Origin of the sequence: Desulfovibrio desulfuricans DSM 642 (assembly GCF_000420465.1) — a bacterium.
In the GTDB taxonomy this organism is placed as follows: Bacteria; Desulfobacterota; Desulfovibrionia; order Desulfovibrionales; family Desulfovibrionaceae; genus Desulfovibrio; species Desulfovibrio desulfuricans.
Window position 1 is genome coordinate 240,951 of the sequence record NZ_ATUZ01000016.1, and the last position, 20,335, is coordinate 261,285.

A 20,335-nucleotide genomic window follows, 5' to 3' on the forward strand; every position below is an offset into this window, starting at 1 on the left:
CTGTTCATGATATATGAGATTTACAACTATTAGGGGTAAGGGTAGTTAGAAAAAAGCCGATAAGCAAGATAAACTAAGGTAGGCATATATGGGCATTGCGCTTCAGGTAGTAATCATTGCCGCTTTGGGCGGTTTAGCCGTTTTGGGCGGTATACAGGGTATGAGCTGGCTGGTGGTCGGCATTATTTTTGTCTGTGCCGGTGCAAACATCTGGCTCTGGCTGAGTGGGCGTTCCCGTGCTGCCCATCTGGCGCAGTATCTGGACGTTCAGGCAGCAGCGCCAGCTGCTGATGGCGATGTGGAACAGCGGGCCATGCAGTGCATTGAAAGCCTGCGCGAAACGCTGAAAACCAAGGCGGACGCCCAGGTTGTGGAATCCTTGCAGGCGCAGAACAGCGAACTTGCCAAGCAGCTCAAGGAATCTGAGGAACTTGTCGTAACTTTGCGCAAGCGGCGTGAAAAGGGCGTTATTGCCCTGCACAAGGCCCATGCGGTGTGCACCAGACTTTCTGGCGACATGCGCAAGCTTGCCAGCCTCATTACGGACGTAAACGGCGGCGTTGCCGTGCAGCGCGACAGACTTGTGGAAACAGGCGCGGCTATGGAGCGCGTGGCAGATTCTGCCAGTCAGGCCTCCCTGCGTGTGCGTGAACTCTCGGAGAACGCCCAGAATTCAAGCGCCAGCGCCGCCACGGGCGAGCAGGAAGTGGAAGGCGCAGTTGGCTCCATTGACAGTGTGCGTGACACCATCGTGCAACTCAAGGAAGCCATGGCTGGGCTGGGCGAAAAAGCCAGCAATATCGGTCAGGTCATGAGCGTCATCAACGAAGTTGCTGATCAGACCAATCTGCTGGCCCTCAATGCCGCCATTGAAGCGGCGCGCGCTGGCGAGGCCGGGCGCGGATTTGCCGTGGTAGCCGACGAGGTGCGCAAGCTGGCTGAAAAAACCATGGGTGCCACCAAGGAAGTCGAGGAGGCCGTAAAGGCCATTCAGGATGAAACACGGCGCAATGTGCTGACTGTGGACAAGGCCGCTCAACTGAGCGTGGACGCTGCAGACAAGGCCACCAATGCCGGTGATGTGATGCGTGCTATTCTGCAAAGTATGGCGGATACCGCCGGGCACCTCGCCAGCATCGCCGCCGGTGCCGCTGAGCAGTCCGAGCAGAGCGCCGGAACCAGCGGCGCTCTGGAAGAAGTGCGTTGTGTGGCGGAAAGCACCTCAAAAAATATGGAAATGTTTACGGCCTCGCTGCTGACGTTTCAGAGCGGCATGGAAGAGCTGGATATGATCGTCAACGCGCTTGTTTCAGGCGACTATGATCAGGCCACCTCCGACAAGTTTGTGGAGTGGACGCCCAAGCTCGAACTGCACGTGCCCCTGGTGGACAGGGAACACAAGCTGCTGGTGGAGTATATCAACGAACTGCATCAGGCCATGACGCATAACAAGCCCGCCTCCGAAATGATCGGTGTGCTCAAGAAACTGCGCGACTACACGGCCACCCACTTTGGTGATGAAGAAAGGCTGTTCAATGTTCCCGCCTACAAGGCCGCAGCGGAACACATGAAGATCCATAAGAAGTTTGTTGCCAAGCTGGATGAGGTGGAAGAGCAGTTGCGCATGGGTACCGCCACCGTGAGCATGGATTTGCTGACCTTCCTCAAGGATTGGCTGGTGCAGCACATCATGGGCACTGACCCCACCTATCTGCCCTACCTCAAGCCCGAGGACAAGGAACCCGCGAAAACGCGGTAGTCATAAAAATCGAAGATGTTTTGTGCAAGCAAAGAAGCCCCGAAAGGGGTTTCTTTGCTTGTGTGCAGGGCTTGCAGAAAAAGGGGCCGTCACGCCGGGCTTGCGTGATGGCCCCTGTGCGCAGGTGGCGCGTCAGACTACTATCTGTTGTTGCCCAGTTTCACTGGGGCTTACTGCCATCTTTTGAAGCTGAGATAAAATTTCAGGGTAGGACTGTGAAAGGCCACTGCCTCACAAAACATCCCGATGCCGGTCTGCCCTATGCGGGCCAGCTGCCCTCGCGCAGCCTGCGCATGCCTTCCTCTCCCACATAGCGGCGCAACTGTTTGTCGGGCGCGTTGAGCAGATCCACCACCAGCAGGGCATCAAGGGTGCCAAAGGTTCTGTCTTCGTGAAAGGCAGCAATGCGCCCGCCCAGTTGCAGGTAGTGTTTGAAAAGTATGGGCAGGGTGCGCCCGCCCTCCATCTGCCGCACCAGCGCGTTGACGGATTTGTAATCAAGGTGCTGGGCAAAGGGCAGTTCTTCGCGCAGTTTGCGGGGCTGTTTGCCACGTACCATGCTTGCCAGGGGGGTATCCCAATGGCGCAGGCGCAGGTGCCGCCAGAGCAGGTCTACCGATTGCGGGCGATAGTTGAGGCCAATGCTGGCAGGGCCAAAAAGAGTACGCACGCCATTGCGCAGGGCCATTTGCCCAATGCCCTTCCACAGCAGAAGCAGGGGCGTGTAATCGCGCTGGTATTCGGGGCAGACGAAGGCGCGCCCCAGTTCCAGTGCATTACCGCACTGGCGGAAAAATTCCGGCTCGTATTCAAAGAGCGAGGCCGTATAGAGGCGCTTTTTGTCATACTGCCAGGTTCCTTCTGGTCGCACCACGCGTGCCCGGTATGAACCGGCAATGTTTTTGCCTTCTTCGTCCATGAGCAGAAGGTGTGAATACAGGGGGTCGTAGCGGTCAGTATCCCGCGCCTGCCCCGATCCTTCACCCAGCGCGCGGAAGGCCTCTTCGCGCCTTCTGGTCAGTTCGTCCAGCAGCAGGGGCGATTCGTCGCCCTCAAGCAGATAGACGCAGTAGCGGCCTTCGCGGGCCAGCATGCGGTTTTCCGGCAGGGCGGCAAGGCTGACCATTATATCCATCTTGGCAGCGGCAGGGGCCAGGGGCTGGCAGTTGGCTGCGTGCCCGGCTGCGCCGTGTTCAGAGCCAAGGGCAGAACGGCAAAGCCCCAGACAGTGGGTGCGCTGCTCATGGTTCAGCCCCGTCAGAATTTCTGCGGGGATGGCCTCGCCCACAATCATGCGGGCAGTGCTGCCCCGTTGTCTGAACAAGGTATTGGGCAACAGGGCCTCGCCCACGTTCTCCTTGAGCGCTGTTGCGGCGATAAAGAGGGGATTCTGCCGCACGGACATATGCAGGGGAACAAAATTCAGGCCGGTGATATCTGCATTGCGACCGCCAAGCCTGCTGAGCAGGCGTGACCATGGCTGCTCTGCAATGCCGCGCCCCAATTGCCAGCGGGCCACGCGCCCGGAAGGGAAAATACCCAGTGCGCCGCCCGACCGCAGGTGGGTTATGGCTGTGCGCAGCACTGCGGCGTTGGCGGCTGCGCCGCCTGAAAGATTCAGGGGCAGCAGCATGGGGGCAAGCTGCGCCAGTTGGGGAATGCGCAGCAAGGCATCGCTGGCAAGAATTTTGAGATCTGGACGTGCCTTGCCGCAGAGGGCAGCAAGCATCAACCCTTCAAGCGCGCCGGAGGGATGGTTGGCAAAAAGCACCACCGGCCCTCGGGCAGGGATGCGCTCCAGATCGCCGCGCAGGCATTCCGTACGCACATCCAGCGCGGTGAGGCAGGCGGTGGCAAAGGTTTGAGGGTCGCCGCACTGGGGCAGTGTGTCGGCCATTTTTTCCAACCGGGCAAAACCCGAAAGCTGACGGGCCAGAGCGCGGGCCAGCCGCCCGACGCTTCTGACCAGCGGACGGCCAGGTGCAAGGGGTAAAATATCAGCATTGCCGGGCATGGGGATTCTCCTGTGCTTGGGCTGGGCATGCGCGTGAGGGCGCATACTCGGCTGGTTCCGTTTTCTGCGCGTCGTAGTGCGCCGATCCTGGCGATGGTAACATGCTGGAGTTTAACAGTATTCGGCGCAGACTTCCTGAGGAAGCGGCGTTGCCTTCATCTGGATCATATTTGTGCGCATGTCGTTTTCAATGTTCTGCTGGCATTCGCAGCAGCGGGTCGCCCCTGGGGCGGCCATAAGGCGGGCAAGGGGAATATCCTCGCCGCATTCTTCGCAGCGGCGGGGGCCGCCGTGCCGCAGGAGCGCCACAAGGCTCTGGAGTTCACGGATGCGTTGGGAACTGCGGCGGGCGCTGCAATGGGCTATGTGGGCCGCCTCAAGGTGGCTGGCCGCGTCCAGTTCGTCCGCGCAGTGCTGGGCCTGAAAAACATCGCGCAGCAGGGTGAGACGGTGCATTTCTTCGTTCAGTTCGCCCTGAAGACGCTGCAAAGTGTGCAAATTGTCCATGTCTGCCTCCTTCGGAGAATTTCCGATGGTTGAACTGTTGCTCTTGGGGCATCATGATTGTGCTGGTTTGCGTTATGGTGACGCCCATGTGAATTTGTGCGTCATGTTGGCGGCAAAGTGGTGGAGCCGGGGCCTGTGTTTTCTGAACAGATTCAGCTCAGGGGAAGATTTGTTGACAGGGGGGTATTTGTGCAATAATTTTCTCATGCATATAATTTATCATCATGATGTAGCCAGGGAGGAAGTTGTGTCCGAATATAGAAAGCCCTCAACGTTAGAGCGGTTTATCCCCATTGTGGACTTTCTGGGCGCTTTTTTGGGTGCTGACTGTGAAGTTGTGCTGCACGATGCCACCAGGCCGGACAGCTCCGTGCTTGCGATAGCCAACAGCCATATAAGCGGACGCCGCGTGGGATCGCCCATTACCGATATGGCGTTACGCCTTATCAAGGACGGCACCTGGATGACCGCGCCTTTTATTACGGGCTATAAAACGCAGAGCAAGGACGGCCGTCAGCTTCATTCGGCAACGTATTTTATCCGTGAAGACGATGGTTCATTGGCTGGGATGTTATGCCTCAACATGGATGCGGCCCCGCTGATTGAGGCGCGCGATCTGCTTGATCGCTTCATATCGCGGGCGCGAATGGAAAAGCCCAGGTCGGACGCTGAAAATGGACATCCTCTTGAAACATTTGCTGAATCGCTGGAAGACCTGACCAGCAGTATTATCCAGCAAGCGGTGAATGGCGCGGATATTCCGCCGGATCGCATGACGGCAGATGAAAAAATAGCTATTGTACGCACCCTTAACGAAAAAGGCGTGTTTTTGCTTAAAGGCGCTGTGGCGGTTGTGGCGCGTCATCTGGCAGCGTCAGAGGCCACCGTTTACAGGTATTTGCAGCGGGTTTCTTCCTGAGGGTGTTTTCTGGGGTATGATTTTTTTCTATCACATTGACAAAAAATTATTATCAAGATAATTTTATTTCACTGCGATAGCTGTGCTTGCAGGGCGTATGGTCTCCTTAACGGGGCAGCGCAAAACATCTTGTTTTAACAACTTGTTAAGGAGAATCCGTCAAATGTCTCAGCGTATTGCAACGGAAAAGGCCCCGGCAGCCATTGGCCCGTACTCTCAGGGGATGGTCTGCGGCACCCTTCTTTTTACATCCGGCCAGATACCCGTTGATCCTTCCACCAAGGCTGTGCCCGATGATGTGGCTGCCCAGGCCCGTCAGTCGCTGGAAAACGTCAAGGCCGTTGTAGAAGCTGGCGGCAGCAGCATGGACCGCGTGGTAAAAACTACGGTGTTCCTGGCTGACATGGGTGATTTCGCCGCTGTAAACCAGGTGTACTCCACCTATTTTGCAGAGCCTTTTCCTGCCCGGAGTTGCGTACAGGTAGCGGCCTTGCCTCTTGGAGTAAGGGTCGAGATTGAAGCAATCGCCGTCCTGTAGACGTAAGTGGGCTTAGCTGTCTGAGCATCGGCGGCATGGGGCCGCTGAACGGTACTTCATCGTCAGGAGACACCACATGTCCAAGAGCAAGAACGAATTCGGCCTTATCCTCAAGCTGCTGGCAGGCATTGTCATTGGCGCACTGATCGGTTTTGCGGCCAATGAAAATGTCATGCAGGTTGTAATGTCTCTCAAGTATGTTCTGGGCCAGATAATCTTTTACACCGTGCCGCTCGTTATCATTGCGTTTATTGCGCCTGCCATTACCCGGCTTGGACAGAATGCCAGCCGCATGTTGATTGCGGCGCTGGTCATTGCTTACATTTCTTCAGTAGGCGCGGCCACCATGTCTTGCCTCGCCGGATACGCCATCATTCCCCATTTGTCCGTTCCCACGGCGGTGGCCGCCCTGCATCCTCTGCCCGATGTGCTCTTCAAGCTGGATATCCCGCCGGTCATGCCGGTCATGACAGCCTTGGTAACGGCTATTCTCATTGGCATAGCATCGCTGTGGACACGCGCTGAAATCATGGTGCGCCTGCTGGACGAGCTGGAAGCTATCATGCTCAAGATCGTGAGCAACGTGGTCATTCCCCTGCTGCCGCTCTTTATTGCCGCCACCTTTGCCGGACTTGCCTACGAAGGTAGCCTCACGCGGCAGCTTCCCGTATTCTTGAAAGTTATCATCCTTGTGTTGCTCGGGCACTACATCTGGCTTGCCGTGCTGTACTCCATTGCCGGTATTGTGTCTGGTCGCAATCCCCTTGAGGTACTGCGCCACTATGGCCCGGCCTACCTTACTGCTGTTGGCACCATGTCCAGCGCGGCCACTCTGCCGGTTTCCCTTTCTTGCGCATCGCGATCTTCCGTGCTTTCCAAAGAAATGGTGGAGTTCGCCGTGCCCCTTGGGGCGACAATCCATCTCTGCGGCTCTGTGCTGACGGAAACTTTTTTTGCCATGACTATTTCCATGTTGCTGTATGGTTATTTGCCCAGCCCGGCGACAATGGCGGTGTTCATTGCCCTGTTTGGGGTGTTCGCCATCGGTGCTCCGGGCGTGCCTGGCGGTACAGTAATGGCTTCGCTTGGCATTGTGGTGAGCGTGCTTGGTTTTGATCCTGCCGGGGTGGCCTTGCTGCTTGCCATATTTGCCCTTCAGGACAGCTTTGGCACAGCCTGCAACGTTACCGGCGATGGCGCAATGGCCCTGATGCTGGAAGGTCTTTTCAACCGGTCAAAAGGCAAGGTCAGCCAAGCCTGAAAATCATGAATATAACAACCCCCTGCAATAAATGCGAGGAAGTATACATGCCCAATTCCCAATGGCCCAGTTTTATTGAACTGCTGCATAAGGAAGTAGTGCCCGCTCTAGGCTGCACTGAGCCAGTAGCTGTGGCGCTGGCTGCTGCCCATGCCGTTGAGGCCCTGGGTTGCCAGCCCGAGAACATAAAGGTGCTCGTTAGCGGTAATTTGCTGAAAAACGGCATGGGCGTTGGTGTGCCCGGTACAGGCGCCACGGGCATGAATATTGCCGCTGCTGTTGGGGCGATTGGCGGAAAGGCAGCGCGCGGGCTTGAAGTGCTGGCGGAGCTTACGTCCGGGCAGGCCGAAGCTGGACGCCGCATGGTCGAAGCGGGCCGTGTCCATGTGGGCATTGCCGAAGGCTCGCCCCTGCTGTACGCGGAAGTTCTCGTGGAAGGCGGGGGGCATACAGGCCGGGCCGTGCTTGAGCATGAGCACACCAACATTGTGCGTATTGAGCGCGATGGCAAAGTGCTGTTCAGCCGTGAACAGCCAGATGGCGCAGCAACTGCAAAAAGTGACGAGTGGCCGCTGTCCATTGCCGCCATTCACGAGTTTGCCACGCAGGCGCCTCTTGAAGACATCAGCTTTATTCTTGAAGCAGCGAGGCTCAACGAAGCGGTGGCTCTGGAAGGCTTGGCCCGGGAATACGGCCTTCAGGTGGGACGCACCATTGATGGCAATATCCGCAAGCATCTCATGTCCGACGACGTGACCACCCTGGCGGTCAAACTGACGGCTGCCGCTTCCGATGCACGCATGGACGGCGTGATGATGCCTGTGATGAGCAATTCCGGGAGCGGGAATCAGGGCATAACCTGCACCATGCCGGTGGTGGCCTTTGCCATGCGGCTGGAAGCAGGCAACGAGGCCCTGGCAAGGGCACTGATCATGAGCCACCTTACCTCAATTCACGTCAAGCATCGTCTGGGGCGGCTTTCGGCTTTATGCGGCGCTACGGTTGCCAGCATGGCCTCCGCCTGCGGTATTGTAATGCTGCTGGGCGGCGGGATAGAGCAGATTGACCGCACCATCCGCAATATGGTGGGCAACGTGGCGGGCATGATCTGCGATGGCGCCAAGACCGGTTGCGCCATGAAGGTTGCTTCGGCGGTGGGTGCGGGCGTGCAATCTGCCATGCTGGCTATGGATGGTATGGGCGTAACCCGCAATGAAGGTATTGTTGAAGACGATATTGAACAATGCATTGCCAATCTGGCCCGGCTGGGCTGCGACGGTATGGCTCAGGCCGACCGCGTGGTGCTGGACATCATGGTGGCGAAAAGCTGAGTTTGCTGTAGCGGCATTCCCTCAGTAGCAAAAGGCCAGAACTGAGCGGCAAGGGTCCCTTCCTGTCGTTGCCTTTACCAATCATGGATAGGGTGCGTGGAAGGGGCCTTTTTTGTGATGCGGTAAATCCGCAATCTGTTCAATAAGTTCTGGCTGCTTTGCCGACTTCAGCACACAAAAGCCCGCCCCGCAATGCGGGACGGGCTTTATATCAGGCTTTACCGGCGGATTGCCGCAGCGGCCTACTTGCCGCAGAAGGACAGAAAGTAGCTGTGCATGCGCGTGTCTGGCGTAAGCTCGGGGTGGAAGGACGTGGCCAGAATATTGTTCTGGCGCACGGCTACCGCCTGACCGTCAACCTCAGCCAGCACCTTTACACCCGCGCCCACGCCGGTAATGACAGGAGCGCGAATGAAAACAGCCGGGAGGGGGTCTGCCCCGATCTCAGGTATGCTCAGATTGGTTTCAAAACTGTCCACCTGCCTGCCAAAGGCGTTGCGGCGCACGGTGGCGTCAAGCACGCCGAGGCGGGGCTGGTCCGAGTTTTCAATGTCGCGGCACAGCAGTATAAGCCCGGCGCAACTGCCGTAAACGGGCATGCCGTCGAGTATGCGCTGGCGCAGGGGCTCAAGCATGTTCCATTCATTAAGCAGTTTGCCGATGGTGGTGCTTTCGCCGCCGGGAATGATCAGGGCATCGATGCCCTCAATATCCTTGAGCTGGCGCACCTCGCGGGCCGTCGCGCCAAGGCTGGCAACAGCGGCCACATGCTCGCGAAAGGCTCCCTGAAGAGCCAGAACGCCTACGCAAAGCTGCGACATTACCAACCCCGTTCCTGCATGCGCTGGGCAGAAGGAATGGTGGAAATTTCAATGCCCACCATGGGTTCGCCCAGATCGCGGGAGATTTCGGCCAGCATGGCGAAATCATTGTAGTTGGTCACGGCCTGCACAATGGCCTTGGCGCGCTTGGCCGGATCGCCGGATTTGAAGATGCCGGAGCCGACGAACACGCCGTCGCAGCCGAGGTGCATCATCATGGCGGCGTCAGCGGGGGTGGCGATGCCGCCAGCGGCAAAGTTCACCACGGGCAGGCGGCCTTCCTTGCGCACGGCGTAGCACACTTCAAGGGGTGCGCCGATTTCTTTGGCGTAGTTGGCAACTTCGGCTTCGGGCAGGCTGCACAGCTTGCGCACGTCGTCCATAACCTGACGGCAGTGGCGCACGGCTTCAACCACGTTGCCGGTGCCGGGTTCGCCCTTGGTGCGGATCATGGCTGCACCTTCGGCGATGCGGCGCAGGGCTTCGCCCAGATTGCGGCAGCCGCATACGAAAGGCACGGTAAAATCGCGCTTGTCGATATGGTATTTGTCGTCAGCAGGGGTGAGCACTTCACTTTCGTCAATGTAGTCGGCGCCCAGAGCCTCAAGAATGCGGGCTTCAACAAAGTGGCCGATACGGGCCTTGGCCATGACGGGAATGCTCACCACTTCCATGATGCGCTTGACGATGGTGGGGTCGGCCATACGGGCCACGCCGCCTGCGGCGCGAATGTCGGCAGGTACGCGTTCCAGGGCCATGACTGCGCAGGCTCCCGCTGCTTCGGCGATTTTAGCCTGTTCGGGAGTGGTGACGTCCATGATCACGCCGCCTTTGAGCATTTCAGCAAGGCCTGTCTTCAGGCGGATGGTGCCCTGTTCCATATCTTTCTACTCCTTCTGAGCCGGAGGCCGGCTGGTGATGATGTCTGCATGCCACACATGCGGCGGCTTTGCTGGCGTGTATATATGTCAATAAGCCGCACCTGACAATATGATACCTGCTATGCTCCGCAACCGGACAGCCCGCCGCAAAAAACTTCCGCCATCGGGCCATGCGGCTTGCGCTTCGGGCGTCCTCTGGCTATGCTTAAGGACTCAAAAGGAAGTATGATGACAGAAAGTTTCCCCATTCTTTTGCCATTGCTTCGCGGCCCATTGCCTTTGCACGCTTTTGAAGCGTCCGCTCAGTCCGGCCAGGCCTCTGCCGCCGGAAAAGGATCAGACCCTCACTGGGCTGGCGCTTTGCGCCTGTGGCCCGGTCTGCCTGATGCGCCTGCCGAAGGTTTTTTTTGCCCGGATACCTATCCCTTTTCACCTCGCGAGGCCGTGGCCTGCCTTGGCGATCTGCAACAGTTGGGCGATGCGGCCCTTTCCGGCCTGCCGGTAGGCGCTGCCGCCGTCGGCAACGCGCGCGCCGCGCGCCGCAGTTCAGAAATGGCAATGCTCTCCGGCCTTGAAAAGTCTGATGGCGATGCCGCAGCCGCTCTGGCGGCAGAGGCGGCCCGCAAGGAGCAGCTTGCGCGTACTCAGGCGCAGAAGGCCCTGCTCTGGGTCTGGCAGCAGGAGGAACGCCTGGTTGATCTGGCGGAGCTGACCGCGGATTTTACCAAAAACGCGGGCGGGCTGGCAGCTTCTCTGGGTGTTGACCCTGATGAAGACCTTGCCGGACTAATGCCGGATGTGCTTACGGGCGACCTTGTGCGCCTTGGTTCGCCCATAGCCCTTGATGCCGGGCTTGTGCCGCCGTGGCGGCTGGTGGTGGCCAACGCGCTCTATTTTGTGCCGCTCCATGCGCCTATTATTATTGAAGGGGCCATGCGTGAAGACGTGCTGGACCTTCTGACTTTTGACCCCGCTCCAGACCGTCAGGCTCTGATTGGCGCGCCTGGCGCAGCTTCTGACTCAGCTCCCGCAGGTTCGCCGCTGCCCATGGCGGTCGAAGTCCGCGCTCCAGGCTGGAAACTGCTTGGGCATACCCGCCCCACAGGGCAGCCGCCGCTTGATGCCGAGCGGGTGTGGATCACCTGGAGGGCCGGAGCATGAGCAGCCAGCAGGCGCAGCCGCTCACCGCGCAAGGTTTGTTCCCTCACGGCATTGCTGGCGTGATCTTTGACTGCGACGGCGTGATGATTGATTCGCGCGAGGCGAACAACATCTTTTACAATCGTGTTCTCGCCTGGTTTGGCCTGCCGCCCATGACCATTGAACAGGAAAATTACTGTTTCATGGCTACATCGCGTCAGGCCTTGCTGCATATTGTGCCGCCATCCCTGCACGGGCAGATCGACCATGTTATCCGCCACGAGGTTGTTTACCAGCGCGATATCGTCCCCATGCTGCGCTTACAGCCCGGTTTTATGGACTTTATCGGCAATCTGCGGAGCAGGGGCGTGCGCATGGCCGTGCACACCAACCGAAAGCTCGATGGAATACAAACGGTTCTGGACATTTTTTCCCTGCCCTCCTATTTTAATCCTGTGGTCGCGGCGGATACAGCCGCACCCAAGCCTTCGCCCGAGGGTACGCGGCACATATGCGCCGCGTGGCAATGCCCTCCACAACAGGTGCTTTTTGTTGGCGACAGCGAGCACGACAAGGAGGCAGCCGGGGGGGCGGGCGTGATATTTGCCGCATTTAATGGCGGCCCGTTACGGGGAGAGATTACGGTGGCGGATTATCCCGGTCTGCACAATGCGCTGGCCGCAGTGTTGCCGCCTGTTTCCGGCCTGTAAGGCTTAACCCCGTTGCGAATACAAAAGAAAGCCACGCTGGAGGGCGCATGATTGTTGTTGCCAATACCATGAGCGCTATTGCCCTGGTGCTCGGGTCTCTGCTTAGTCTTTATTTCTGGATTGTCATTATCGCGGCTGTACTCACGTGGGTGCGCCCCGATCCCTACAATCCCATTGTGCGCACCTTGCGCACCCTTACGGAGCCTGTGTTTTACCGTGTGCGCAAGTGGTTGCCGTTTACCTATTCAAACGGCATGGATTTTTCGCCCGTGGTGGTGCTGCTGGCCATTGAGCTGTTTAACCGGATTGTCATCAACTCGCTGGCCCAGTACGCGATGACTCTCCATTAAAAAAACTGGCACCGCCGGAGGACTGATTTTTTACGCTGCTCCATGCGGATATCTGAGAATCCGCGCCAGGAGAATAAGCCCATACGACTTGTAGCCGCGCTGCACAAAGCCACATCGGCGCAACGGCACAGGCGGGCCGATCCCCTTGAGCAAAAGCCTCAGTTGATGCGCAGGCAACAGCCTATGAACATCTAACAATGGAGATTTCTTATGGATCAGCAAGAACTGGAACTGCTGGAAAAGTACGCTACCACTGATCCGGAGCTGAAATCCCTTTGGGAAGATCACGTGCTCTACGAAAAACAGGTGGAAAAGCTCGAAGGCAAGGCCTTCCGTTCGCCCACTGAAGAGCAGACGCTCAAGCAATTGAAAAAGCAGAAGCTCGAAGGAAAAACCCAGCTCATGGCCGTTCTTGATCGTCTGAAGAAACAAGGATAGCCGGGCTTTTTTTAAGGAGTCGGACATGGAATGTACTGGTGCGCAGATTCTCCTTGAGTCCATGAAGCGAGAGGGCGTGGATGTGCTGTTCGGTTATCCGGGCGGTGCGGTCATTGATATTTATGATGAACTACCGCGACATCCCGAGCTACGCCATGTGCTGGTACGGCACGAGCAAGGAGCTGTGCACGCGGCTGACGGCTATGCCCGTGCCTCGGGCAAGACCGGCGTATGCCTGGTCACCTCGGGGCCTGGAGCTACCAATACGGTCACGGGCATAGCCACAGCCTACTCCGATTCCATTCCTCTGGTGGTGTTTACCGGGCAGGTGCCCACCCAGCTGATCGGCAACGATGCCTTTCAGGAAGTGGATATCGTGGGCATTACCCGGCCCTGCACCAAGCATAATTTTCTGGTCAAGGATATCACCAAGCTGGCCTTGACCATCCGTCAGGCCTTTTACCTCGCGCGTTCGGGCCGCCCCGGCCCGGTGCTGGTGGATCTGCCCAAGGACGTCATGCAGAAGCGGGCGGAATTTGTCTGGCCTGAAGACGTCTACATGCGTAGCTACAACCCCACCTACAAGCCCAACCTGAACCAGTTGCGCCGCTCGGTGGAAGAGCTGGCAAAGGCCGAGCGCCCGGTGATTCTTGCGGGCGGCGGGGTTATTCTGTCCAATGGGGCAGAGGCTCTAACGAGCCTTGCGCGCAAGCTGAACATTCCCGTAACCTGCACCCTCATGGGGCTTGGGGCTTTCCCGGCCACCGACCCCCTGTGGCTGGGCATGGTGGGCATGCACGGCACCTACGCGGCCAACCTTGCCATCAACAACTGCGATGTGCTGATGTGCGTGGGCGCGCGGTTTGACGACCGCGTTACCGGCAGGCTGGCGGCCTTTGCCCCCAAGGCCCGCATTGTGCATATCGACATTGACCCCACATCCATTCGCAAGAATGTGGAGGTGCATGTTCCTGTGGTGGGTGATTGCCGTCTGGCGCTGGAGGGCATTGCAGAAATCTGCGAGGCCAAGCTGGAAAACAAGGACTGGGCTGGTGAACATGCCGCCTGGATTGCCGCCGTGGCCGAGTGGAAGGCGAGCAAACCCCTGTGCTACCAGTGCAACGGCAATATCAAGCCGCAGTCGGTCATTGAGGCCCTTTACGACATCACCGGCGGCGATGCCATCATCGCCACCGAGGTGGGCCAGCACCAGATGTGGGTGGCCCAGTTCTATTCGTTCACTAAGCCGCGCACCCTGCTGACCAGCGGGGGCCTCGGCACCATGGGCTACGGCTTTCCCGCTTCGGTGGGGGCGCAGTTTGCCTTTCCGGATAAAAAGGTCATTGCCGTGGCAGGCGATGCCTCGCTGCAGATGAACATTCAGGAACTGGCAACCGTGGTGGCCAACAAGCTGCCCATCAAGGTCGTCATTCTGAACAACCGCTATCTGGGCATGGTGCGGCAGTGGCAGGAGCTCTTTTACAACAACAACTACAGTTCCACCAACATGGAAGCCCAGCCCGACTTTGTGAAACTGGCCGAGGCCTACGGGGCCGAAGGCTATCGCATTGAAAAGGCTGAAGACATGCGGGCCGTGCTTGAAAAGGCCCTTGCTTCGCCCAACCCTGCCTTCATTGACGTGGTGGTAGAGCGCGAAGAAAACGTGTACCCCATCGTGCCCGCCGGTGCGGCGCTTGATGAAATGTTGCTGGTGTAAGGGAGATGGCTATGCAACGACATGTGCTTTCCGTGCTGGTGGAAAACGAACCCGGCGTGCTTTCCCGCGTGGCTGGCCTGTTCAGCGGGCGCGGCTTCAATATTCATTCGCTCAATGTGGCCCCGGCCCTGGAAGAGGGCGTTTCGCACATGACCATCACCACCGATGGCGACAGTCTTATTCTGGAGCAGATCATGAAGCAGCTCCACAAGATTGTTTCGGTCATCAAGGTGGTGGATTTTGCGGATATTCCCGCTGTGGCGCGTGAAATGATCTTTGTCAAAGTGCAGGCAGAAGGCCCCATGCGGGGCGAAATTCTGCGAACTGTTGAAATATTCCGCTGCAAGGTGGTTGATGTAAGCCCCAATGAGATGACCATTGAGGCCACTGGCGACCAGAACAAGCTGGACGCCATCATCAGCCTGCTGCAACGGTTTGGAATCAAGGAACTGGCGCGCACAGGCGCAGTTGCCATGCGTCGTTCCAAGAAAACGGATTAGGGTTCCGGGACGCGAAGTGCGGCCTTTTGCCGGGGTGTTTGGCACAAAACACCCCGCAAGGCATGGCTGCCCACACACGTAAAGAATCCGGTCGCGCGGCCTTGCGCCGCGAGATTACAGGAGCGTTAGCCCGTGAGCGTGTCAATGGCCCACAAGGTCTCCTTGACAACGCGCATGAGGTCGGGGTGGGGAGTATATCCATTCAAACCAGCCCGGGTCATTGGCAAAGCGTCCCACAGGCGGCCTTGCCCGCCGTATCCAGTCGGCCCCCCTCTGTCCTTGCCGCAAGGGCGGCAAGGAATGTATTTTTGTCTAACCGTGAGTGATCTCAGAGGATGTTCAGATGAAAGTTTATTACGATCAGGATGCAGACCTTAATTGTTTGAAAAACAAGACCGTGGCCATCATCGGTTATGGCAGTCAGGGCCATGCCCATGCCCAGAATCTGCGTGATTCCGGCGTCAAGGTTGTGGTGGGTCAGCGCCCCGGCGGCGCCAACTACGAGTTGGCCAAGGAACACGGCTTTACCCCCGTGTCTGCTGCCGAGGCTGCCGCTCAGGCCGACCTGATCATGATTCTGCTGCCTGACGAAGTGCAGGCCGCCGTGTACGAAAACGACGTGAAGCCCCACCTGACCAAGGGCAAGGCCCTGTTGTTCGCCCACGGCTTCAACATCCACTTCAGCCAGATCCAGCCGCCCAAGGATGTGGACGTGTTCCTCATCGCCCCCAAGGGCCCCGGCCATCTGGTGCGCCGCACCTTCACCGAAGGCGGCGGCGTGCCCTGCCTCGTGGCCATTCATCAGGACGCCACCGGCGAAGCCCTCAAGATTGCCCTGGCCTATGCCAAGGGCATCGGCGGCGCCCGCTCCGGCGTTATTGAAACCAGCTTCCGTGAAGAAACGGAAACCGACCTCTTCGGCGAGCAGGCCGTGCTTTGCGGCGGCGTTTCCGCCCTGATCAAGGCCGGTTTTGAAACCCTGGTGGAAGCCGGTTATCAGCCCGAAATGGCTTACTTTGAATGCATGCACGAAATGAAGCTCATCGTTGACCTCATGTACGAGGGCGGCCTTTCCCGCATGCGTTACTCCATCAGCAACACCGCTGAATACGGCGACTACGTCACCGGCCCCCGCCTGATCACCGAAACGGTGAAAAAGGAAATGAAGGGCGTGCTCAAGGACATCCAGAGCGGCGTGTTCGCGCGCAACTTCATTCTTGAAGCCCGCGCCAAGTACCCCATGTTCCTCACCACCCGCCGCAACGAATCTGAACACCAGATCGAAAAGGTGGGCAAGGAACTGCGCGGCATGATGTCCTGGCTCAAGAAGGACAAGAAAGACTAGTTCCGCTGTTTCAGCCGCAGGCTGAAAGCGTTTTGTTGGGGCTTTTCGCGGTATTTCCGTGAGAAGCCCCATTTTTTATACCTGCTGAAAATAACAAAGCCGATGTCCTTCAAAGGGCCAGCCCGTAGAGGATTGGGACGCAGCCGGCATTATTTCAGGCTGGCAGGGGATATTGTCATACTAAATTGATCAATTTTATCGACTTCTGCATGTTGCAAAAATAGTTACTGTTTGCCACAATCAGGCCATACAGCTTGTATATAAAGTTGTTGTCTTCCATGCGCCGGAGCATCCTGCGGGCTGCATCGGTGTGCCGTATTTTGCGGGCATGGCCTTTCCGCTTTTGGTTTTATCATGTGTGCATTGCTTCCCGCCTTTGCCTTGCGACCGCCCATTTACGCAGCCAGTTACGCTGGTATGACCTGCCCTGGCATTGTGCCCGCGCGGTACTTTTTTGCGCCCCGCGCCCGCTCCAACAGCGTGCGCCTGCGCAAGAGAGTTGGTGCGGCTTTTCGGCGTGTCGGTCTGCACCTTGATTTTTCAGGAGATTAAGACGTGCTCAGAAATTTCAGCATCAGTCAGCGGATTATCTTTTTTGTCATCATCATGATCGCCCTGATTATTTCCATCGCGGGCCTGTCCGTGCGCATGACGGAAGGCGTCATTGCTGACGGCACGGCACTTGCCAAGGAAATGCTGCTCGACTCCCAAAGGGCGCGCATCAAGGATATCACGCACTCCCAGGCGCTTGGTCTGGCGGCCATGACGCAAGGCCAGCCCGAGGCCGAGCAGTTGCGCACCATCGCGCAGTATGTGGACAGCGCCCGGTTTGAGGATGACAGCTCCGGGTATTTTTATGTGTACAAGGGCACGGTCAGTGCTGCCCACCCCTTGCAGAAGCAGCTGATCGGCAAGGATCTGGCTTCAACCGCCGATAGCAGGGGCGTTCACTATGTCAGTGAACTGTACAGGGCCGCGCAGCGCGGCGGCGGCTTTGTGGATTTTGTGTTTCCTAAGCCCGGCTCTGGCGACGTGTTCAAGCTGGGCTATGCGGAAGCTATCGCGGGCACGCCCTTCTGGATTGGCACGGGCGTGTATATCGACAATGTGGACAAGGCCGAAAGCCACCTCATCACCACCATGCGCTCCATCCTGCACAGCAAGCTGGCGATCTATGGCGGTGGTTTTCTGGCGGTTCTGTTGCTGGTGGTCTGCCCGCTTTCCTATGTCATGGTCGTGTCCATAACCCGGCCCCTGGCGGGGATAACCCGGCATGCCCGCGCCGTGGCGCAGGGCAACCTTGATGAAGAATTTGAAACAACAGGGCGCGATGAAGTGGCGACCCTGCAACAGGCCTTGAGCGCAATGGTTGTGAAGCTCAAGGAATTTATCGGTCAGGCCGAGGAGCAGAGCCGTCTTGCTGGCAAGGCCGCCAGTGAAGCCCATCAGGCGCAGGCGGAGGCTCTTGAAGCCGAGCTTAAGGCAAAGGACAAAACCGCTGCCATGCTCCAGGCTGCGGAAAGGCTGGAGCAGGTTGCCCAGGCTGTGAGCACTGCCTCAACCCAGCTTTCGGCCCAGATAGAGCAGTCGGACAAAGGGGCAGTGCATTCTGCCCAGATGCTTGCAGAGGCCGCAACAGCCATGAACCAGATGAACGCCAGCGTGCAGGAGGTGGCGCTCAGCGCCGCAACCGCATCTGAGGCGGCCAGCCAGACACGTGACCGCGCACTGAGTGGAGCGGGCATTGTGGAAAAGGCCGTGCAGAGCATTGGTCATGTTCACGAAGTCTCGTTGCGGCTCAGGGATGGTATGGCCGAGCTTAACGACCATTCACAGGCCATTACGCGCATCATGGGCGTTATTTCCGATATCGCGGATCAAACCAACCTGCTTGCGCTCAATGCCGCCATTGAAGCTGCCCGGGCGGGCGACGCCGGGCGCGGCTTTGCCGTGGTGGCTGATGAAGTGCGCAAACTGGCAGAAAAAACCCTTGCCTCAACCCAGGATGTGGGCAACGCCATCAAGGCCATTCAGGAAAGCACGGCCAAGAACGTTTCGGATATGGACAGTGCTGTGGGGCAGGTGGAGCAGGCCACGGATTTTGCCAATCAGTCGGGCAAGGCTCTGGAAGAAATCGTGGCTACGGTGGAAGCCACCGCCAGCCAGGTTAACGCCATTGCCGAGGCCAGCGGGCAGCAGTCTGCCGCCAGCGAAGAAATCAACCATTCAATTGACGACGCCACCCAGGTTGCGCACCAGACGGCGGAAGCCATGGACGAAGCCCAAAAGGCCGTTGCTGATCTGGCAGTTCAGGCCAGGGGGCTGGCCGAGCTGATTGTGGACATGAAAAACTAGGGGCTGTCCCTAAGTAATTCTTTTGTCCAACTGACTGCGTCAAAAGGCAATTTTTTTACTCCAGTCAGGTACCGCAAGAGTACACGCCTTATCGTAAAAAAGGCCTCTTCTTTTTGTAATACTAAAGGGCCTCTGTGCAGTGCAAAGCCGCGCAGAGGCCCTCTTGCATTCAGGACGCGGAAGTATTCTGGCGGGTCATCCGTCTGGGCATCCCGGCGCTGGCGGATATCTGCTCCCTCTCAGTGCAGCCATTCCGCCCAGGCGGCCTTAAGCCGCGTCACGCAATCTGGTATGTCTTCAAGACGAATTTTGCCAAATCCCAGGAACAGCGTGTCCGGCGGGCATTCGGCCTTGTCCTGCCAGAACTGCATGGTAGGGTAGACACGCACCCCCTGCTCCAGGGCTTTTTTTATAAGCAGATTCTGGTCTGTTCCGGCAGAAAAGCGCAAAAGAAAATACTGGCCAGTGCCGTTGCCTGTAATGCGCAGCCCCGATCCCAGACGGGAAAATTCCTGGATGAACAGCTCAAGGCGGTTTTTGAACACATGGCTCAGACGGCGGATGTGTCTGTCGTACTGGCCGGTTTCGAGCAAGCGGCCAATGATGTACTGGTTCAGTACGGGGACGGTGCTGTTGTATTCGTCAAACATTTCGTGAAAGGCGGCGGCAAGCTGCGGCGGCAGGATCATGTATCCCATACGGATGGAAGGGGATATGCCTTTGGAAAATGTGCCAAGGTAGATGACCCGTGCTTCCGTATCTATGGATTGCAGTGAAGGTATGGGCTTGGAATAGTAGCGCATCTCACTGTCAAAGTCGTCTTCAAGCACATAGACGTTGTTGCTCTGCGCCCATCGCAGCAGAGCATGCCTGCGCCCGATGGGGAGCGTGACCCCCGTGGGGAACTGGTGGGACGGCGTGGTGTAGATGGCAAAGGCTTGCGGCCGGTTGGGCAGGTCGGCCACTTTCAGGCCGTTATCGTCCACTGGCACGGTCTCAATGGGCAGGTGGTTGTTGCGGAACACGGCGGCTGCCTTGTTGAAGCCGGGTTCTTCCATCAGGATTTTCTGCCCGCGCTGGGCTGCTATTTTGCACAGATATTCCAAGGACTGCTGCAAACCGCAGGTTATGACGATCTGGTCTTCCGTGCAGTTCACTCCGCGAATGCGTTTGAGGTAGGCCAGCAGGTTTTTGCGCAGGTAGGATTCGCCCTGCATGGTCTGCAAGGCAGAAATTTTTTCTTCTCTCTCCAACATCTCAAGGCATTCAAAGGTGTATTTTTTCCAAAGGCTTTTGGGGAAAAGATCAACCGTGTGGCTGCTGTTTGTCAGGTCGTAGGCCAGAAGCTGCCCGTGCGTCAGCGTCTGTCTTTGCGCATATATTTCTGGCTGTGCGGGGTGCAGCGCGGCTTGCTGCGCGGCGTGGCCGGATGGCGTGGCTGGAGCGTCAATGCTGGGAACATGCTGCACCACAAAGCCCACACCCCTGCGGGCGGCTATGTAACCCTCCGCCACCAGTTGACTATAGGCATTGTCCACAGTATTGCGGCTGACCCCCAGCATGGATGCCAGCATCCTGCTGCCGGTCAGAACCGTGCCTTCTGCAAGCGCGCCGCAGGCAATATCCTGCTTCAACTGGCTGTATATCTGCAAATACAGCGGCCCGGAGCCGTCCTTGCCCGTGCTGATCATGTCTACTCCCAGGTGGCACCATAAAATATGAGTCATGTGGCACTTTTGATGGTGCCAT

18 protein-coding genes are annotated in these 20,335 nt (G+C 57.9%); 13 read left to right on the forward strand and 5 right to left on the reverse strand.

Features of this window, described 5'->3' with window-relative positions; genetic code table 11:
* The first annotated feature begins 88 nt into the window (after positions 1 to 88).
* Positions 89 to 1,759, forward strand: a complete 1,671-nt coding sequence (locus tag G449_RS0112310; protein ID WP_022659620.1) for a bacteriohemerythrin — start codon at positions 89 to 91, stop codon at positions 1,757 to 1,759.
* A 259-nt stretch (positions 1,760 to 2,018) separates the two neighbouring features.
* Here G449_RS0112310 and G449_RS17050 read toward each other — a convergent pair whose 3' ends face one another.
* Both G449_RS17050 and G449_RS17055 read right to left on the reverse strand, forming a co-directional pair.
* A complete protein-coding gene (locus tag G449_RS17050) occupies positions 2,019 to 3,773 on the reverse strand; it encodes a bifunctional lysophospholipid acyltransferase family protein/GNAT family N-acetyltransferase (RefSeq protein ID WP_022659621.1) in 1,755 nt (584 codons plus the stop codon).
* 111 nt (positions 3,774 to 3,884) lie between these two features.
* A complete protein-coding gene (locus G449_RS17055) occupies positions 3,885 to 4,280 on the reverse strand; it encodes a TraR/DksA family transcriptional regulator (RefSeq protein ID WP_022659622.1) in 396 nt (131 codons plus the stop codon).
* Positions 4,281 to 4,527: 247 nt separating this feature from the next.
* Between G449_RS17055 and G449_RS0112325 the strand changes: the two genes are divergently transcribed.
* The 4 genes from G449_RS0112325 to G449_RS0112340 all read left to right on the forward strand — a co-directional run bounded on the left by G449_RS0112325 (position 4,528) and on the right by G449_RS0112340 (position 8,329).
* The gene (locus G449_RS0112325) at positions 4,528 to 5,199 is read left to right on the forward strand and encodes a helix-turn-helix transcriptional regulator (RefSeq protein WP_027180974.1); all 672 of its coding nucleotides are present in this window, start codon (positions 4,528 to 4,530) and stop codon (positions 5,197 to 5,199) included.
* Between the two features lie 163 nt (positions 5,200 to 5,362).
* Complete coding sequence (locus G449_RS0112330) at positions 5,363 to 5,737, forward strand: RidA family protein (protein WP_022659624.1); 375 nt, start codon at positions 5,363 to 5,365, stop codon at positions 5,735 to 5,737.
* A gap of 76 nt (positions 5,738 to 5,813) precedes the next feature.
* Positions 5,814 to 6,998: a dicarboxylate/amino acid:cation symporter gene (locus G449_RS0112335; RefSeq protein WP_022659625.1), complete on the forward strand. Its 1,185-nt coding sequence runs from the start codon at positions 5,814 to 5,816 to the stop codon at positions 6,996 to 6,998.
* Between the two features lie 47 nt (positions 6,999 to 7,045).
* The gene (locus tag G449_RS0112340) at positions 7,046 to 8,329 is read left to right on the forward strand and encodes an L-cysteine desulfidase family protein (RefSeq protein WP_022659626.1); all 1,284 of its coding nucleotides are present in this window, start codon (positions 7,046 to 7,048) and stop codon (positions 8,327 to 8,329) included.
* A 242-nt stretch (positions 8,330 to 8,571) separates the two neighbouring features.
* Here G449_RS0112340 and pdxT read toward each other — a convergent pair whose 3' ends face one another.
* Positions 8,572 to 9,150 (reverse strand): pyridoxal 5'-phosphate synthase glutaminase subunit PdxT, encoded by a 579-nt coding sequence (gene pdxT / locus G449_RS0112345; RefSeq protein WP_022659627.1) that lies wholly within the window; start codon positions 9,148 to 9,150, stop codon positions 8,572 to 8,574.
* Positions 9,150 to 10,031, reverse strand: a complete 882-nt coding sequence (gene pdxS, locus G449_RS0112350; RefSeq protein WP_022659628.1) for a pyridoxal 5'-phosphate synthase lyase subunit PdxS — start codon at positions 10,029 to 10,031, stop codon at positions 9,150 to 9,152. The genes pdxT and pdxS overlap by 1 nt, the downstream gene beginning before the upstream one ends.
* 228 nt (positions 10,032 to 10,259) lie before the next feature.
* Here pdxS and G449_RS0112355 point away from each other — a divergent pair, with 228 nt between their 5' ends.
* The 8 genes from G449_RS0112355 (at position 10,260) to G449_RS0112400 (ending at position 18,586) form a co-directional block, all read left to right on the forward strand.
* The gene (locus tag G449_RS0112355; protein WP_022659629.1) at positions 10,260 to 11,192 is read left to right on the forward strand and encodes a hypothetical protein; all 933 of its coding nucleotides are present in this window, start codon (positions 10,260 to 10,262) and stop codon (positions 11,190 to 11,192) included.
* Entirely contained in the window at positions 11,189 to 11,881 is a 693-nt protein-coding gene (locus G449_RS17060) for an HAD family hydrolase (RefSeq protein ID WP_022659630.1), read from the forward strand. The genes G449_RS0112355 and G449_RS17060 overlap by 4 nt, the downstream gene beginning before the upstream one ends.
* 47 nt (positions 11,882 to 11,928) lie before the next feature.
* Positions 11,929 to 12,231, forward strand: a complete 303-nt coding sequence (locus tag G449_RS0112365; protein WP_022659631.1) for a YggT family protein — start codon at positions 11,929 to 11,931, stop codon at positions 12,229 to 12,231.
* A 210-nt stretch (positions 12,232 to 12,441) separates the two neighbouring features.
* On the forward strand, positions 12,442 to 12,669 hold the full coding sequence (locus tag G449_RS0112370; RefSeq protein ID WP_022659632.1) for a DUF465 domain-containing protein: 228 nt from the start codon (positions 12,442 to 12,444) through the stop codon (positions 12,667 to 12,669).
* Between the two features lie 25 nt (positions 12,670 to 12,694).
* Complete coding sequence (gene ilvB / locus G449_RS0112375; RefSeq protein ID WP_022659633.1) at positions 12,695 to 14,386, forward strand: biosynthetic-type acetolactate synthase large subunit; 1,692 nt, start codon at positions 12,695 to 12,697, stop codon at positions 14,384 to 14,386.
* A gap of 11 nt (positions 14,387 to 14,397) precedes the next feature.
* Positions 14,398 to 14,886 (forward strand): acetolactate synthase small subunit, encoded by a 489-nt coding sequence (ilvN, locus tag G449_RS0112380; protein ID WP_022659634.1) that lies wholly within the window; start codon positions 14,398 to 14,400, stop codon positions 14,884 to 14,886.
* Positions 14,887 to 15,229: 343 nt separating this feature from the next.
* Positions 15,230 to 16,231: a ketol-acid reductoisomerase gene (gene ilvC / locus G449_RS0112385; protein WP_022659635.1), complete on the forward strand. Its 1,002-nt coding sequence runs from the start codon at positions 15,230 to 15,232 to the stop codon at positions 16,229 to 16,231.
* A 555-nt stretch (positions 16,232 to 16,786) separates the two neighbouring features.
* A complete protein-coding gene (locus G449_RS0112400) occupies positions 16,787 to 18,586 on the forward strand; it encodes a methyl-accepting chemotaxis protein (RefSeq protein WP_022659638.1) in 1,800 nt (599 codons plus the stop codon).
* Between the two features lie 239 nt (positions 18,587 to 18,825).
* On the opposite strand, the gene pdxR is transcribed toward G449_RS0112400, so the two are convergent.
* Positions 18,826 to 20,277 carry a MocR-like pyridoxine biosynthesis transcription factor PdxR gene (gene pdxR, locus G449_RS0112405; protein WP_022659639.1) on the reverse strand — a complete coding sequence of 484 codons (1,452 nt, stop codon included), beginning with the start codon at positions 20,275 to 20,277 and terminating at the stop codon, positions 18,826 to 18,828.
* Positions 20,278 to 20,335: the final 58 nt, after the last annotated feature.

Coding starts and splice junctions, on each gene's coding strand:
- G449_RS17060 (WP_022659630.1), top strand. CDS start 11,189: ATGAGCAGCCAGCAGGCGCAGCCGCTCACCGCGCAAGGTTTGTTCCCT.
- G449_RS17050 (WP_022659621.1), bottom strand. CDS start 3,773: ATGCCCGGCAATGCTGATATTTTACCCCTTGCACCTGGCCGTCCGCTG.
- G449_RS0112335 (WP_022659625.1), top strand. CDS start 5,814: ATGTCCAAGAGCAAGAACGAATTCGGCCTTATCCTCAAGCTGCTGGCA.
- G449_RS0112330 (WP_022659624.1), top strand. CDS start 5,363: ATGTCTCAGCGTATTGCAACGGAAAAGGCCCCGGCAGCCATTGGCCCG.
- G449_RS0112310 (WP_022659620.1), top strand. CDS start 89: ATGGGCATTGCGCTTCAGGTAGTAATCATTGCCGCTTTGGGCGGTTTA.
- ilvB (WP_022659633.1), top strand. CDS start 12,695: ATGGAATGTACTGGTGCGCAGATTCTCCTTGAGTCCATGAAGCGAGAG.
- ilvN (WP_022659634.1), top strand. CDS start 14,398: ATGCAACGACATGTGCTTTCCGTGCTGGTGGAAAACGAACCCGGCGTG.
- pdxT (WP_022659627.1), bottom strand. CDS start 9,150: ATGTCGCAGCTTTGCGTAGGCGTTCTGGCTCTTCAGGGAGCCTTTCGC.
- ilvC (WP_022659635.1), top strand. CDS start 15,230: ATGAAAGTTTATTACGATCAGGATGCAGACCTTAATTGTTTGAAAAAC.
- pdxR (WP_022659639.1), bottom strand. CDS start 20,277: ATGATCAGCACGGGCAAGGACGGCTCCGGGCCGCTGTATTTGCAGATA.
- pdxS (WP_022659628.1), bottom strand. CDS start 10,031: ATGGAACAGGGCACCATCCGCCTGAAGACAGGCCTTGCTGAAATGCTC.
- G449_RS0112365 (WP_022659631.1), top strand. CDS start 11,929: ATGATTGTTGTTGCCAATACCATGAGCGCTATTGCCCTGGTGCTCGGG.
- G449_RS0112340 (WP_022659626.1), top strand. CDS start 7,046: ATGCCCAATTCCCAATGGCCCAGTTTTATTGAACTGCTGCATAAGGAA.
- G449_RS0112370 (WP_022659632.1), top strand. CDS start 12,442: ATGGATCAGCAAGAACTGGAACTGCTGGAAAAGTACGCTACCACTGAT.
- G449_RS17055 (WP_022659622.1), bottom strand. CDS start 4,280: ATGGACAATTTGCACACTTTGCAGCGTCTTCAGGGCGAACTGAACGAA.
- G449_RS0112355 (WP_022659629.1), top strand. CDS start 10,260: ATGACAGAAAGTTTCCCCATTCTTTTGCCATTGCTTCGCGGCCCATTG.